At 34.0% G+C, this 16,415-nt stretch carries 11 protein-coding genes and 1 pseudogene; 7 read left to right on the forward strand and 5 right to left on the reverse strand.

Going from position 1 to position 16,415, the window contains the following annotated elements; genetic code table 11:
- The 6 genes from Q1A01_RS13665 (at nt 1) to Q1A01_RS13690 (ending at nt 8,708) form a co-directional block, all read left to right on the forward strand.
- Nucleotides 1–1,359 (forward strand): vanadium-dependent haloperoxidase, encoded by a 1,359-nt coding sequence (locus Q1A01_RS13665; protein WP_299681966.1) that lies wholly within the window; start codon nt 1–3, stop codon nt 1,357–1,359.
- Between the two features lie 2 nt (nt 1,360–1,361).
- Entirely contained in the window at nt 1,362–2,252 is an 891-nt protein-coding gene (locus Q1A01_RS13670; RefSeq protein ID WP_299681784.1) for a GyrI-like domain-containing protein, read from the forward strand.
- 5 nt (nt 2,253–2,257) lie between these two features.
- Nucleotides 2,258–2,827 (forward strand): pentapeptide repeat-containing protein, encoded by a 570-nt coding sequence (locus tag Q1A01_RS13675; RefSeq protein WP_299681787.1) that lies wholly within the window; start codon nt 2,258–2,260, stop codon nt 2,825–2,827.
- A gap of 452 nt (nt 2,828–3,279) precedes the next feature.
- Nucleotides 3,280–5,928: a hemopexin repeat-containing protein gene (locus tag Q1A01_RS13680; protein ID WP_299681789.1), complete on the forward strand. Its 2,649-nt coding sequence runs from the start codon at nt 3,280–3,282 to the stop codon at nt 5,926–5,928.
- Between the two features lie 176 nt (nt 5,929–6,104).
- Nucleotides 6,105–6,296, forward strand: a complete 192-nt coding sequence (locus Q1A01_RS13685) for a hypothetical protein (protein ID WP_299681792.1) — start codon at nt 6,105–6,107, stop codon at nt 6,294–6,296.
- A 768-nt stretch (nt 6,297–7,064) separates the two neighbouring features.
- Entirely contained in the window at nt 7,065–8,708 is a 1,644-nt protein-coding gene (locus Q1A01_RS13690) for a sialate O-acetylesterase (protein ID WP_299681794.1), read from the forward strand.
- 129 nt (nt 8,709–8,837) lie between these two features.
- Here Q1A01_RS13690 and Q1A01_RS13695 read toward each other — a convergent pair.
- Nucleotides 8,838–9,353: pseudogene (locus tag Q1A01_RS13695) on the reverse strand (RHS repeat-associated core domain-containing protein); the annotation flags it as partial.
- A 563-nt stretch (nt 9,354–9,916) separates the two neighbouring features.
- Here Q1A01_RS13695 and Q1A01_RS13700 point away from each other — a divergent pair.
- Entirely contained in the window at nt 9,917–11,230 is a 1,314-nt protein-coding gene (locus Q1A01_RS13700; RefSeq protein WP_299681796.1) for a hypothetical protein, read from the forward strand.
- Nucleotides 11,231–11,535: 305 nt separating this feature from the next.
- Here Q1A01_RS13700 and Q1A01_RS13705 read toward each other — a convergent pair whose 3' ends face one another.
- From Q1A01_RS13705 to Q1A01_RS13720, 4 genes are all read right to left on the reverse strand, one after another.
- On the reverse strand, nt 11,536–13,881 hold the full coding sequence (locus tag Q1A01_RS13705; RefSeq protein WP_299681799.1) for a glycoside hydrolase family 65 protein: 2,346 nt from the start codon (nt 13,879–13,881) through the stop codon (nt 11,536–11,538).
- A gap of 111 nt (nt 13,882–13,992) precedes the next feature.
- On the reverse strand, nt 13,993–14,505 hold the full coding sequence (locus tag Q1A01_RS13710; protein WP_299681802.1) for a hypothetical protein: 513 nt from the start codon (nt 14,503–14,505) through the stop codon (nt 13,993–13,995).
- Between the two features lie 29 nt (nt 14,506–14,534).
- Nucleotides 14,535–15,188 carry a beta-phosphoglucomutase gene (gene pgmB / locus Q1A01_RS13715; protein ID WP_299681805.1) on the reverse strand — a complete coding sequence of 218 codons (654 nt, stop codon included), beginning with the start codon at nt 15,186–15,188 and terminating at the stop codon, nt 14,535–14,537.
- 117 nt (nt 15,189–15,305) lie between these two features.
- On the reverse strand, nt 15,306–16,349 hold the full coding sequence (locus Q1A01_RS13720) for a LacI family DNA-binding transcriptional regulator (protein WP_299681808.1): 1,044 nt from the start codon (nt 16,347–16,349) through the stop codon (nt 15,306–15,308).
- Nucleotides 16,350–16,415: the final 66 nt, after the last annotated feature.

Genomic DNA, 16,415 nt, shown 5'->3' on the forward strand with positions numbered 1-16,415 from the left:
ATGATATCCCGTTATTTTGGAGTCCTACTCCTGATTCTTTTCTTTACAGCTTGTGAAGAAAAACCTGCTGAACCTATTGTGATTACCGCCGAAAATTTTCACACCTCTGTAAACAATGTTACAGAAGTGATGATACATGATATATTTTCACCACCACAAGCCAGTAGAATATATGCGTACCCTAATGTGGCTGCTTATGAAATCTTATCAAGTAAAGCATCAGACTACAACTCATTGGCTACGCAACTTGCCGGTTTTACAGCAATTCCTGAACCTAATCCTGATTCTACAAAATATGTAAACTATGAACTTGCTGCTCTTGTGGCGCATATGGATTTAAGCAGACGCTTGGTATTTTCTGAAGACATGATCACACCCTACAGAGATAGTTTATATCAATTATGGAACACTAAAAACCCTAAAGAATATACAACTTCAAAAACCTATGGTCTCGCTGTAGCAGAACATGTAGCTGCATGGATGGATAAGGACATGTACAAAGAAACACGTACCATGCCTAAATTCTCTGTAATTACAGACGATCCTTCTAGATGGCAACCTACGCCACCTGCCTATGCAGATGGTATCGAGCCCCACTGGAATAAAATACGTCCGTTTGTGATTGACTCTGCAGCACAATTTAAACCTGTGCCTCCTCCTGCTTTTTCTATGGATGAGTCGTCAGATTTTTACAAAGAGCTTAAAGAAGTATATGATATTAGCGAACGTATTACAAAACAAGGAGATGACGCAGAAGAAATTGCTATCGCACAATTCTGGGATTGTAATCCATATGTCTCTGTAACGAGAGGGCACCTTATGTTTGCTACTAAAAAAATCACGCCTGGAGCACACTGGATTGGTATTGCTAAAATTGCTTCTAGAAATGCAGGACACGACATCATGCAAACCATGTACACGTACACTAAGACATCTATTGCCATTGCCGATGCTTTTATAAGCTGTTGGGATGAAAAATACCGCAGTAATTTAGTACGTCCAGAAACACTCATCAATGAGCATTTTAATGATAGTTGGCAACCTATTTTACAAACACCTCCATTTCCAGAATATGTAAGTGGTCACTCAGTAGTGTCTGGAGCTGCATCTGAAGCATTAACCAGTATTTTTGGAGATGGCTTTTCATTTATAGATGACACAGAATTGCCTTATGGACTTCCTGTACGTAGTTTTTCTTCTTTTAGAGCTGCAGCTAGTGAAGCAGCTGTAAGTAGACTCTATGGAGGTATTCATTACCGTGCCGCCGTAGATAACGGACTGGTACAAGGAAAAAATATAGGAAGATTTATTAATGCTTCTCTAAAAATGAAAATTAATAACGCACAAGCTTCAAATTAATTATGAAAAAGATAGTACGTCTACTACTGTTCGTTGTTCTTATCGTAGCGGCCTGGTATCTATTTATAAAACCTTATGATTATGTAGTACGTTTTCCTGCAAAAACAACGGTAGGAACGATTAATCAATCTATAAAATCATGGTATGCCGCTATAGAAGGTACAGAGATTATTGATGACTCTAAATTTGATGAACTCAAGCAGCAATTTAAATTTGGCGATTCTACACATCTTTACACGTGGAAAATAGAAGCCTTAACAGACTCGACCTCTCGTGTAAAAGTATATGTAAAAGATCGTGAGCATAGTTTTGCAAATAAGCTTGCGATTCCGTTTTCAAAAACAGCTATAGAAAAACGTTCGGAAGCAACTGTAAAGGAATTTTATGATGTTCTTAATTCTCACCTCAAAAAAACTAAGGTGACTATTAACGGGGAAGATGCAACAAAGGAAACCTATGTTGCTTATACACCCCTTAAAGGCTTACAGGTTGAAAAAGCAAAAGGAATGATGTATAATTATTCTTTATTAACCCAAATCATGCTTAAAGGGAATGTTGCGCTTAATGGTCCTCCTTTTGTAGAAGTTACACATTGGGATACCAAAACAGATAGTATCTCGTATAATTTCTGTTTTCCCATCAAAAAAAGCGATAGCTTACCTACACATCCTGAAATTAAATACAAACAATATCATAGCCGAAAAGCCCTCAAAGCAACCTATAATGGCAACTATATTACTTCAGATCGTGCTTGGTATGCGCTACACACTTATGCCAATAGTCACAACATTCCAGTAGATCTCACACCAGTAGAAGTATTTTATAACAATCCAAATATGGGCGGTGATGAGCTTAAGTGGAAGGCAGAGATCTTTATGCCTATCAAAGAGTAAAACATATGTCCAAGCTATTCCTAGATCAAAACTACCAAGGCATTGATTATACTAGCCAAGGGTTTTCTATAGGAGAGTATGACAATTGTACATTTACAAACTGCTTATTTCCAGAGCTACATATTTCTAATACCACCTTCTTAGAATGCACATTTATAGATTGTAATTTTACCAATACCAAGTTTGGAGGAACAACACTTAATGACGTCTTTTTTAAAGGCTGTAAAATGATAGGGATAGATTTAAGTGTATGTAATGATTTTATGCTTTCCATAAAAGCCGAAGACTCTGTACTCGATCTGGCAAATTGTTATCAACTCAATCTTTCAAAAACTTCTTTTAAAGAGTGCTCTTTAAAAGAAGTAGATTTTACAGAAAGCAACCTATCTGAAGTAATATTTGCAAATTGCAACCTTAAAGATGCTATTTTTGATCATACCAATCTTCAAAAAACAGATTTTAAATCGGCATTAAATTATACCATAGACCTAGACCAGAATACGGTAAAAGGTGCTCAGTTTTCTAAAGAAAATATACAGGGACTACTCACTAAATACGGTATAAAAATCTCCTAATATGCTTTTATACGCTTTCGCGAAAGCGTATACCTGATACACACATCATAAAACACTTGTGAAAACAAATGGTTTAAATTTAGTAACTTTATGTAAATCAAACCATTATATTATGAAAAAAGATAAACTTCGTACGTTATCACTTAACAAAGTAACCATCTCTAGTTTGGAGAAGAGCACTATTATTGGAGGCGATGCCGATCCGCAACCACAAGAGCAAACAGATTCTTGCCGTTTCTGTGACATTGTATCATTCCGACATACTAATTGCTGTTGGACTTGGTGGGGTTGCTAAACCTACCTAATTTTTACTGTGTACAGATATCTGTACCATCAAGTACATATATAAGCTGTGTATAGTGTATACACAGCTTTTTTTATTAAAATCTTGATGATGTGTTAACCTTTCTTCCCCTACCGTCATTAAACACTGAAAACTAAAACTTTATAACATGATACAAGCAGCATACGCATCGCCATCTTCCGAAAGAGATATGGTCATTTTTTTTAGAAACAACCACTGGTATAGATATGATTTCCAGAAAGGAAAAGTAATAGAGAAATTTCCTAAATCTAAATTTTTCTCTCAAATTCCAGTACATTTTGACGCTGTTCTAGAAGGGCGATTAAATAGAAAGGGGAAACTTTATTTTTTTAATAATAAGGAATACTATCGTTATGATCAATTCAAAACTAAAATAGACCCTGGATATCCTAAATCGATAAAATCTGTTTGGGGAGTTGATGCTCATGAGGTTTCTTGTTCGCTCAACACTAGTGGCAACAAAGCATATCTTTTTCATGGAGAATCGTATACACGATTTGATTTTTCTACAAACAAGAAAGATTCGGGATACCCGAAAAAAATAAAAGATCATTGGAAAGGAGTTCCTTCACATCCAGATGCTGCATTTAGAGGTATGGGATCCCGCAGTAACAAAGTATATTTTTTTAAGAATCAAGAATACTATCGTTATGATACAAATCGTCGACGTGTAGATAGCGGTTACCCCAAACCTATTCATCTTAATTTTAAAGGATTGATTGAACGAAAAGAGGTAAAAAGAGTGATGACACACCCTATGCTCACTAAATTAAACAATACGCATGTTAACAGACAATTTGGAGCTCAAGAAAAACTAAATAGAAGTACTGAACATTTAAAAGTAAGCGGTAAAATTATATTACCTTATATAACAGGAACCATTGTAGATATGTGTTTACATCCTGACCAAAATCTATATTGTTTAGTAAATAATGATCATAAAAAACAATTTCAGATCATAAAGATAAATGAGGTTGGAGAAAGAGACCGCTCTTTTGCTGATGACGGTATTTTTACCTTTTCTTTTACTAAAGAAAAAGAAATTAGAAAGTTACAGCCTATAGGAATAGATGTTTCTATAGATGGTACTATTGTAGCGGGTATGAACGTGGTACATAACATACAAATTGTTAAAGACAAAAACCTCACCTCATATGCATTCCAAAAAATCAATAATGACGGAAGAGCTTTAGGAGGAGTCCAATGGCCTATACAAGCAGAAAAGTTAGAGATGCTACACGATATCAAAATAGATGCTTCAAATACGGTCTATTGTACAGGAATAGTATCAAAAGGGTTATTTAAAAAATTTGAAGATTTCATTCATTTCTTTCCAGAAACTAGTTCCAGAAAAATCCTTAGTGAACGACCTATAAGCACCAATTTTGATGGGGTACAAATTACTGAAAGTAACCCCACATTCAGTAAAAAAACAATATGTCTTGGAAAAGATCTTTTTCAAAGAATATACGTAGCTCAAGATGCAGAAAGTAAAAAAATAGCTATCTGGCGTCTCTCTGATAATGGTGTAATAGATACCACATTTACAAAAATACTTATTGATAAGCCTGCGCATAATAATCATAATCAGGCACCTGTATTCTTTTCATTTACCATCAACAAAGGCACGTTAAATTATGCTATTGGAAGCGTTATTAACAGTGTTACATTTAATCTTCAAGGTCGTATCGAAGAGCAGTCAGTAATTGGACCAAAAACACCACTTGCGCATAAAGAACTAATCATCACAGAGGGTAACGGTTCTATCAATATTGTTCAAAATGAAAACTTTACAGATGCTATTTCCATTGCATATGAACCTTTTGATCTTACGCCCAACACTTCGTTAACGCGCTTTGTAAATCAATCTATCATTGCAACGACAGCTCAAAGAACATTAGGGGGATCATGGAATAATAATGTAACGCCAGATTTTTCTCCAGCCCTTCATGGTTTTAAATTTAGTAATGCAAACTTCCCAGGTGTATTTATGGAATTATTTAATACCTCTCATGGCGCTGAAGCAATTAGAGCAGGCTTTTCAGGTACATGGAGTCTATGTGGTGGTATGGCACAAGCTGCTGGAGATTTCTATTATCATAAAATGCATATTAGTGATATTGTAAATGCACCAAATACAGGATCTGATTTGATGGAGTATATTATAAAACGACAAGTAGATTCTTTTAAAGCTGGAGTTAAGAAAAATGGTTTCTTTTGGAATTTAGGAACTGCTTTTCAAGGTGCAAATGACTTAATTGGATCGTTCGTATTTAAAGCAACTCCAGATCAAACTTTCTGGCGTATTTTAAAGTCTACATATCCTACAGGAGCTAACTTTTATGCGTTCTGGGCTTTTGATGAGCGACAGTATGGTCATAAAGAATGGCGTAAAATTGTAAGTTATCGAGAATGGCCTAAAATAAAAGCAGTGATAGACACCTATGGATTTGCTCAAATAGGATTGAACTATGCGCTGAGAAAAGATGGAGGAGAGATTTCAGATAATCATCAGGTAATTGCTACTGGGTATCGAACAAAAAACAATGGCGATTTAATCGAAATGGATATCTATGATCCTAATTATCCTGGTGTTGAAGATTTAAAAATTGTTGTATCTCAACTAATGGTTAATACAGTGCATCTTATAGGAAGTCCTGGAAGTAAAAAAATGTTTGGATATGCATTTGAACAGAAAACTTCAGATTTAAGTCTTAATAAACCTGTACATGGAGTGTTTTTAATACCAACAAAGCCACAAAAACCTAATTTTTAAAGCTACACTCTTTACATAACTTGTTAAAAATTAATAAATTAACTTCATTTCAAAAAAGATTATGCTAACTTATTACTATCTGTATAGCATTTTATTATAATTTACCACAAAATCATAACTATCTGAAAATCAGATATTTTTAGTAAATTAGAGTATTATTAATTTAAAACAATACTATGATAAAGAACATTTCAAGTTTAGGTGTAGCCCTAAACACAACAGAACAAAAATCAATTCAAGGAGGACTAACACCATATACAAGTAGTTGCGGTCCAGCATCAGATGGTTTAGCCTGCTTAACAGGTTTTCCTCATTGCCCAACAGGCTTCTGCTCAGGCGGCGTTTGCTCTCCAACTACAAATGGCTAATTTGAATGGTATCAATAGCTGCTAATGTATTTTAGCAGCTGTTTTTGTAAGTGTTAATTACCAAAAGAGTGTTAAGAAAGTAATAAGATTAGCTGATTGTCATCCTGAGCATGCCGAAAAACATTTGATAACCAAATGATTAAAAACCTCGTCAAGCTCAGGATAACAAAATAAAATACTTTTTGGGCACACCATTTATTCGTTATATACCTTTAGAATTAGGAATTGTACGCTTTCGCGAAAAACCATGCAGCCACCCCTCAAAACACAAATAGCCATACACTACTCACGCACAATTATTTTCTGTTATATGTTTTACTCTTGGTGGTATTTGTCGTAGAAGAGTGCTTGCGAGGGAAGCAAAACTAATTACTACTCTTTTTGTTTTTAAAAAATTTTAATCTTCTATGAGCAATGAGATTAATTTAATTTATAACTACTTGAATTTATTTTATCATCTTAAAAACGCATGGTACTCGTTTATAACAAATATTAAGCAAAACTATTTTTAATTCAAAAAGCCTATAGGATCTATTTGCAAGTATTCTGTAGGCAACATACGTATAAAGAAAAATATGATTGAATTCTTTCTATACTATAGCTATCTTATTTAAATTGCTTGATATCTCTTCTAAGTTTTCGAAATAAGCTGTGAATTAACGAACTTCTTCATAGATTAATTTTACATTTGGGATATTGAAAAGTAAGTGTTTACAAAAAAGTACACATTTTCAAAAGAGAAATATATCATTAATACCAATCATTTTTTTGCGTGATATTAAAAAAATACTTTGTTTATTTATACTATTCCCTTATTTAGTTGTCTCACAAGTTAGTGTATCTCAATTCCCAAAAGATCTTCAGCTTTTTAAAAGAGATACCATTAGTAATACAGCTACAGTTACTATTTCAGGGCAAGTTGAAGCTGCTTCTGGTTTTTCTTCTCTGGTATTGGAAACATATGAAAACAATGTCTTATTAAATAGTTTACATCATCTTTTATATTTTAATGATAATGTTGCTGATTTTGAATTCTCTGAAAATATTACCGCTGGATTGATTTCATACCAATTTATACTAAAAAGTAATACAGGGGTCATTATAAGAGAAGCTTCTAACGTAGTTGCTGGTGATATTTACATAATGAATGGACAATCTAATGCTATCAGAAATTCTTATGCAAACTCTCCTTTTCCTTATCAAAACAATTTTATTAGAACTTTTTTGTTAGATGCTCAAGAATGGAGTTCTGATCCCAATCCCTTTATTTTTGGAGGAATTGGATACTGGTTTGCACAGTCAATAGTAGACAATCAAAATATTCCAGTCTTATTATTAAATGGAGGAGAAGGCGGAAAATCTATTTCTCATTTTCAAAGAAATGAAGAACATGCTTCTGACTTAGAAACTAACTATGGAAGACTATTAAGTCGATATAATGAAGCCCATTTTACTAGTGGAGATGTCAGAGGAATAATTTGGTTTCAAGGAGAAGCAAATGCTTTTACAAGTATAGATAATTATGTCTCAGCCTATAACAATCTATACGAAGCCTGGAATGAAGATTATGCTCCTGACTATTATTACATCTTCCAGGTTAGATATGGTTGCGATATCCCAGAAACTTCTGAGTATAGAAAACATTTCCAAACCCCAGAAGCACATAGAAGACTTGGTTTATTCGCTAATACTAGAATTATTTCTACTAATGCAACAACCAAAGGTTTTGATGATTGTCATTACTATGGAACAAACGCTTATGCAAATTTAGCAAACCGTTTATATGATATAGTAGCATATGATTTTTATGATTCTAACAATAATAGCGGTATTTACTCTCCTAATGTTGAGAATATTCGCTTTACTAATTCTATTAAAAATCAAATTAAGTTTGATCTAATACCTGAATCCGACACCTATTTTTGGCAAAATGGTGTAGAAAATGATTTTTGGATAGAAGATAATAATGATATTATCGTTTCTAATGGCAGTATAACAGGTAATACCGTGACTCTTAATTTATCAGGGAGTATTACAGCGTTAGAACCTAAACTTTCATATTTAGGACATAATCCAAATGACAGCCCATTTATAATCAATCAAAATAGTATAGGAATGCTAAGCTTTAAAGAGATTGATATATCAGATTCAACATTAGCAAATGATAAATTCTCAATAGATGATTTTTCTATATATCCTAATCCCGTAACAGATGTGGTTTATATCAGTTCGAAACTTCTTGTTAACTCAACAGTCGTACTATATGATATAACAGGAAAAAAAGTATATAAAGGAGAGCAAAGCAATAAAAACCTTATAAAGATAGATGTGTCAAACATATCATCTGGACAGTATTTTGTTAAGATACTAAATCAATATACAACCTCAACAAAACTACTAATCATTAAATAATGATTACCTATCTGTCATAATAAGGGATATGTTTCACTCTTGCAAAACTCACAAAATACGTACCACTCGTGTTATAAAACTTGTATTTCCTACTCATCATTTTAAAAATACAAAAAAGCCATACGTATATCATGTATGGCTTTTTGTTCTATTATATGACTTCTTACTCTTGACGGCACCCGTCACTGCTGCAAATCCAAGAAACACATCATGACTAACTGCTTCCCCATCATGCTTTAGTTGACCAAAACTTCCTTCAACCCATTCATCCTGATAACTACCATCAGGATTATGAGTTCTTTTTTTACCTTCTCCTTCTTGCCATGCATACACATCATCTTTATCATCATCAGTTTCAAAAAGAAATGTTCCATCTTGTGCATAGTAGTACGATTCTCCTTCTGGATCAATAAAAATAATCGGATTATTTGCAACATTATGATAAGGAGACATATCAACATATAAATCAGCCATAGGATCAATATTCATCCATCTACCTAAAGAAGCATCATAATTTCTTGCTCCGAAGTCGTACCATTCCAGTCCAAGTTCAGGATTATTTTCTTTTCCGTTGAAGGCAAAACGTTCCGCCATCGAGTTAGAATTACTGGTAACCACGTCATTGTATCCTTTTTGTTGCAATCCAAATGGATAATAGTCTCGCTTTTACATTTTTAAGATAATGCAAGATATAATGTAATTAATTAATATTTAATGTTTTATTATTAAAAAACATGTGATTTTATTATGAATTCTTAATTCATAATTACTATCCTTTCTAATTAATTTAATGAAGAAAACAGTAATCAGTCTTTTAAACTAACTACTGTTTTTAAGTAATTTATCATTCTTAACGATGACCTATTTTAGAATATTACTTGACTTTGAAACACTTTTCTAGCCTTTAGGCTTAGTGTTAAGCAAGTCTGAGGATACCCTTCGAAAATAATCTCCTACAATAGTTATACTGCTATCATTACCGCCTATAATTTGTATCATTTTTTGTGGATTCAATTCATTACTAGATGTAACATTTTTCTTTTTTTTCATACTGTTTTCTTTAATTTACGATATGTTAATTATTAATATTCTGTTATAAGCTTTCTAAGATTCTCTTTTACTTAGTTTTGATAAAACCACAACAAGTAATATACTAATATAATTAGAAGCTTCTTTTAAGTTGTTCAGTAATAATACAGTGAATTATTTTGAATTATAATAACAACCATCAATCCAAAAGAAATTACCACCCTCTTATCATTATTCTTTTTACAAGTGGAATGCTATCAGTTGATGAATTAAGTAAACTCCCTAGAACCACAAAGCATAACTGGAAGCATTTCCAACATAATAATTATTACGGACACGAATGGGTTTCATCATATATTAAACAATTTGATGATATCAAAGATGTCTTTCAAAGTAAGTTTACCGCTCGTGCTATCAAAACTATTCTAAAAACAAGACTTGGATTTTATAATATGCTTGGCGAATTAGTGCATCATAAAAATCTACTCAAACAACATGCTGATAGTATTATCACTTCTGTAGAAGATATGGCAAGATTTTCTAATGTCACTATTTCCAAAGCATGTAAATTCTATGGCATCTCTAAAGATTGGTATTATGCTCAGAAAAGAAAAGTTAGTTGTTCTGTAAGTCTGTTCAAACAATGTTATCGCCAATACCCTAATCAACTTACTTTAAAAGAAGTTACAGATATCGAGTTTCTGGTTAAAGATTCCGAAAACTCTAAAAAACCAATAACTACCATTTACTATAATGCTATTCGTAAGAATCTTATCGCTTGTGGACTTACTACTTTTAGAAAATACACTAAAGCATTAGGATATGTAAAATCAAAACCTATTCGAGCAAAAGCAAAAGAAGGTTTTAAAGCATCTTATGTTTTTGAGTGGTTACATATTGATGTAACGCATGCACACACTATCAAAGATGGAATCCAAAAAGTAGCTTTTGTAAAAGATAATTTCTCTTCGGCATTATTGCATTACAAATCCACTTCTGAAAAAGCAGGAAGTTTATTTATCAAAGAGCTTCTCGAAGATGCGTTTGAAAAATACAATCTCCATAATCAAACAAAAGATATTCATATCCTTTCTGATGGCGGTTCTGAAAACAAAGGCGAAGTACTCTCTTGGGTAAAACACATTAATGCACCTCCGATTGTTAAGAAAATAAAAGCCATGACAGATGAATTTCCTTTCTCCAATGCCATGTCTGAAATTACCCATAGTATCTACAAATCTGAATTTATGGGCGGTAAACACTCCGAAGACCAAGCATCACACTTAATAAGTCTTGACGCCTTTATGGATTATTACAATCATCATAGATATCCATGTCGACTATACGGTAAAACGCCTATGGAAATTATCAATGGAGAAAGCATCGACAAAACACTATTTTCTGAAATACTCACAAACGCCAAAGCCAATAGGCTAGAGGTTAATAGAAATTTCAATGAATGTGTTGCTAAAATCGGATGTAATAGAGCATAACTATTCAATCCAAGTATTTAAAATGTAATTTTCAAATTAACTTGATGTAAAATCAATTTTCAATATATCAATGAACTTTTAAAAAGAGTAAGACAGTCTTTAAAAAACTGTCTTAACTCTAACTTATTATATTTCAGTTGTGTTCCATCTTTGGAACATATTTATCGCGTTTCTAACGATTAGTACCTCGTCAATCACATAGATTTATTTTAAGCATACTAAAGCTTAGTGAACATTACATAAACACAAAAAGCCATACGTAAATCACGTATGGCTTTTCTATTCATTTTTAAGTAGTGTGTTCGTTACACCACTACCGTTCTATGTTCGCTAAGTATCACTGGAGTTCCATGTACTAGAATTTTTAAGTCATTCCCTTGATCGATACTAAATTGGGTATTCTCTTTCGCAACTTCAACGGTAAGGGTTTGTCCTCTAAAGTTAATTTTAAACGAATAGCGTTCCCATGCATCAGGAATTTGAGGTTCAAAAGACAGTTTTCCTTCCTGTATACGCATCCCGCCAAATCCTTCTACCACACTCATCCAGGTTCCTGCCATACTGGTGATATGTAATCCTTCTTCTACTTCTTTATTATAGTCATCTAGATCCAAACGTGAGGTACGCAAATAGAAGGTATACGCTTGTTCCATACGCCCTAGTTTTGCTGCTTGTATGGCATGTACGCAAGGAGACAACGAACTCTCATGTACCGTAAATGGCTCATAAAAGTCAAAGTGTTTCTCTAGTTGTTCTTGTGTAAAATGATCTTCAAAAAAGTAAAACCCTTGTAAGGTATCTGCCTGCTTGATGTACGGCGAGCGTAAAATACGATCCCATGACCATTTCTGATTGATCGGACGTTCAGACATAGGTAAATCGGCTACAGAAATGAGTTCCTTATCTAAGAATCCATCTTGCTGTAAGAACACATCGTACTTTTCTGAATACGGAAAATACACCTGACTCGCCACACTTTGCCATTCGGTGATTTCGGCGTCAGTGAGTCCCGTTTTTGCGATGATACGATCATAGTCGGTGGCATGTTCTTGTTTTACTTGGTGCGCTTTCGCGAAAGCGTACTCCAAACACCAGGTTGCTAAATAATTTGTAAACCAATTGTTATTGACATTATTCTCATACTCATTAGGTCCTGTAACGCCTAACATCACATATTTTTCTTTGGCAGCAGACCAATTAAATCGCTGTTTCCAAAAACGTGCTACCCCAATAATCACTTCCAATCCCATTTCTGGAATATAGGAGGTATCGCCTGTAAAACGCTCATAGTTATGAATAGCAAAAACCATAGAACCATTACGGTGTATTTCTTCAAAGGTGATCTCCCATTCGTTATGACACTCTTCTCCATTCATGGTAACCATAGGGTATAAAGCAGCTCCTTTTGTAAAGCCTAATTTCTCAGCATTTTCGATAGCTTTATCTAGTTGTTTATAGCGATAGGTCAACAGATTACGAGCCACCCCTTGATCTTTGGTTGCCATATAAAACGGAATACAATAGGCTTCGGTATCCCAATACGTAGACCCTCCATATTTCTCTCCTGTAAATCCTTTAGGGCCAATATTGAGACGGGCATCTTTTCCAGAATATGTCTGATTGAGTTGAAAAATATTAAAACGAATACCTTGTTGTGCTTTGACATCACCTTCTATCGTAATATCTGCCATCGCCCAAACGGCTGCCCAATCTTCTTTTTGTTGTTGTAATAAGGCATCAAAACCTGTGGTTTCTGCTTTTGAAAGCACTGTTTTTGCCGCAGTCATTAAAGTCTCTCTATCGTGATTTAAATCACTTACATACCCTCCAAACTTATGAATCTCTAACGTCTCTCCTTGTTTGACATCGGTTTCATAATAATGCCCTATGTAGGTAATGGTTTCTTGTTTATTACCTACCGTACCTTGATAAGATGATTTTTCAGTACGCTTTCGCGAAAGCTGAAGCGGTCTACCTTCCACAAATAATTGGTTACTCATCATTGTGCATACGTGAAACTCCGTTTTCATAGTATTTGCCACGATAAAGGCATGTTGATCTTCATCTGCAATAGACAACGTATTCCAAAACTGATCATCCCAATTGGAGTCTTCATTAGTAATCCCACTATCCAAATAGGGTTCATAGCTTATCGTAGCATCTTGATTGAGTGGTGTTACTTCATATTTGATGGCACCTATCTCATCTATTGCAAGACTTAAGAAACGAGTAACATTTACTGCTACTTTCATCCCATTTTTTAATGTTGCTTCAAAACTACGATACAACACCCCTTCTTTCATGTTAAGTGTTCTCTTGAAATTTTGAACAGTAGTACAGGTATGTAAATCGAGTTTTTCTCCATTTACAGTTACTTTAATTCCTATCCAACTTGGCGCGTTGAGTACCTTTGCAAAATACTCTGGATAACCATTCTTCCACCATCCTACACGAGTTTTATCTGGGTAATACACCCCACCTATATAACTACCTTGAAACGTAGCGCCACTATATTTTTCTTCAAAATTGGCTCGTTGCCCCATGGTCCCATTTCCGAGACTCATCAAACTTTCTGATGACTTCACATGGTCTGGATTCCAATTTTCTTCTATAATAGACCAAGCGTCGGGAATAATATATTCTATATGCATGTTTTATATTTTGAAATCAAGAATCAGGATTACTCGCTTTGCTCACTGTTAAAAACAAGACTTTGTAAGATCTTTTAATGTATATTGATTCTTGATAGATTGTTTAAATAATTAATGGGTATGAGTTATTATATTTACTTCTCTACACCAGTTCTTAACATGACCTTTTTCATCTAAAAGCAGATAACAATAAACTATTTCATCATAGTAATGTTCGCTTATTGTTACATAAAACTCTTTTAAACTATTCTTTTTATGATATGGTGGTGATATATTTAAAAATGGATATGAGTTTGGTCTTCTTTTTTTAATTCTAAATTCTTTCTTACTTAAACCTTCATAATTCATAACTCTAATAGGAGATTCAAAATTCATTTGATCAAACACATAGTTCTCAAAAACCTCGAGTTCTTCACCTTCCTTCAAGTAGCTTCCTGTAAGACACCTAGAAACCCAAAAATGGGTATAAGCTGGATGAAGATCTTGTACATCTTTTGAAATTTTCAATCTCTTTTTTACAGGAAAATTAGGCTTAATTGAATCTTTATAAAAATCAAATGCGATTTGTTCATAAAAAGGCAATTCTAATTGAGCTATTGTAACATTAGAAACTAAAAACAACATGAAATACAGAATGATTCTCATTTCTCAATCTATGATGCTATTAACCCTTGTAGAAAGTCATTCGATATTTCAGTAAAGTCTTTAAATACATGCTTAGCTTCATGCAATACAGCGGCATCACCTATTCCAATACTGATCATCCCTGCGGCGTTTGCAGCTTGAATGCCCGCAATTGAATCTTCAAATACAATACAGTCTTTTGCTTCAGCATTTAGAGCTTGTGCACCTTTGACAAATACCTCTGGATCTGGTTTGGCTGTAGTGACATCATTCCCATCTACAATGGCTTGAAATTTATCTAGAAGTGCCACACGTTCTAAAATAGGACGCGCATTTTTACTAGCACTTCCTAAAGCAATCCCTTGTTGATTTTCGATTAGGTAATCCAGTACACGAGGGACATCTGGTAAGATTTCGCTCTCATCCATTTTTTGAATATACTTCAGATATTCTTCATTTTTCTGAACCAACCACACCTCTTTTTGCTCTTGCGTTGCGGTATACTTTGCCATGTCTAGTAAGATCTCTAAAGATCGCACACGACTTACCCCTTTAAATTGTTCGTTCTGCTCTTCTGTAAAATCAAAGTTGATTCCTTTGGCAAGGTTTCTCCAGGCGAGATAATGAAATTTTGCAGTGTCTACAATCACACCGTCCAAATCAAATATAAATGCTTTCTTCATAGAATATTAATGTCATTTCCGCGAACCTGCCTATCGGCAGACAGGAGTGGAAATCTTATCCCTCTCATCGCAAATCATATTTTAGTAATATGCCTCACGCTTTTAGTAGCGTTAAGGCTAGTTTTTTATCTTTTTTGTACTCTCTCGTTCTATAAGTGTGGTATCAATGTATGCTGTTGTATACTCCTCTACCTCATCTTCAGGACGTTCTAATTTATTAATCAATAATTCGGCAGCTTTACGTCCCATTAATTCTCCATGTTGACTTACAGTCGTTAAACTAGGAATAAAATGCTTTGATAATTCACCGTCACTAAAACTCACAATTGAGACATCATTTGGCATATTTTTTCCAAACTCATTGAGGTATTTAGCTGCCGTCACCGCAAATAATTCATTCACTGTAAATAAGCCATCAATGTCTTTTCCTTTTAGGAAATTTTTGATCTTTTTATTACACTCTCCTTCGCAATGATCTATATTATCTAGTTTTAAAATATGATCTTTTTCTATTTTAATTCCGTACGATTCTAATGCCTCAATATATCCTTTGGTACGTAACCTTCCTATCGTTACATAATCTTCTGTTGTGATGATCGCTATTTTGCGACACCCTGTTTTTAAAAGGTGTCTCACGCCCATTTTTGCACCTTCACGGTCATCTATAAGTACCTTATCACATGGGATTTCATCTACAATACGGTCAAACATCACCACAGGCATTCCCTGATCTATCGCTTCGGTAAGATGTCTAAAATCATCTTTATGCAACGTTTCTTTTGCTAACGACACGATAAAGCCATCCGTACTTCCATTTGCCAACAATTCCATATTCAAGACTTCTTTGTCAAAATCATTATTAGAAAGCGTAATGATCACATTGTAATTATGCTCCCTTGCCATTTGTTCAATCCCTCGTATTACTGTTGTAAAAAAGTGATGCACAATTTGAGGAATGATAATTCCAATCGTACGTGTTTTACGATTTTTAAGACTTAGTGCTATATTATTAGGCTTGTAGTTATATAGCTTTGCAAAAGCTTTAATCTTTTGGCGTGTGTCTTCACTTATTTCGGCACTATCACGTAATGCTTTTGATACTGTCGAGATAGACACATCAAGTTCTTTGGCGATTAGTTTAAGGGTGAGTTTTCGTTTCATACTACTATATCATGTAAAAATAAGGGGTTCGCTATTGACTTACAATTTAGGCAAATCCTTTTTCCT

This window comes from uncultured Dokdonia sp., from assembly GCF_947492815.1.
Lineage (GTDB): Bacteria > Bacteroidota > Bacteroidia > Flavobacteriales > Flavobacteriaceae > Dokdonia.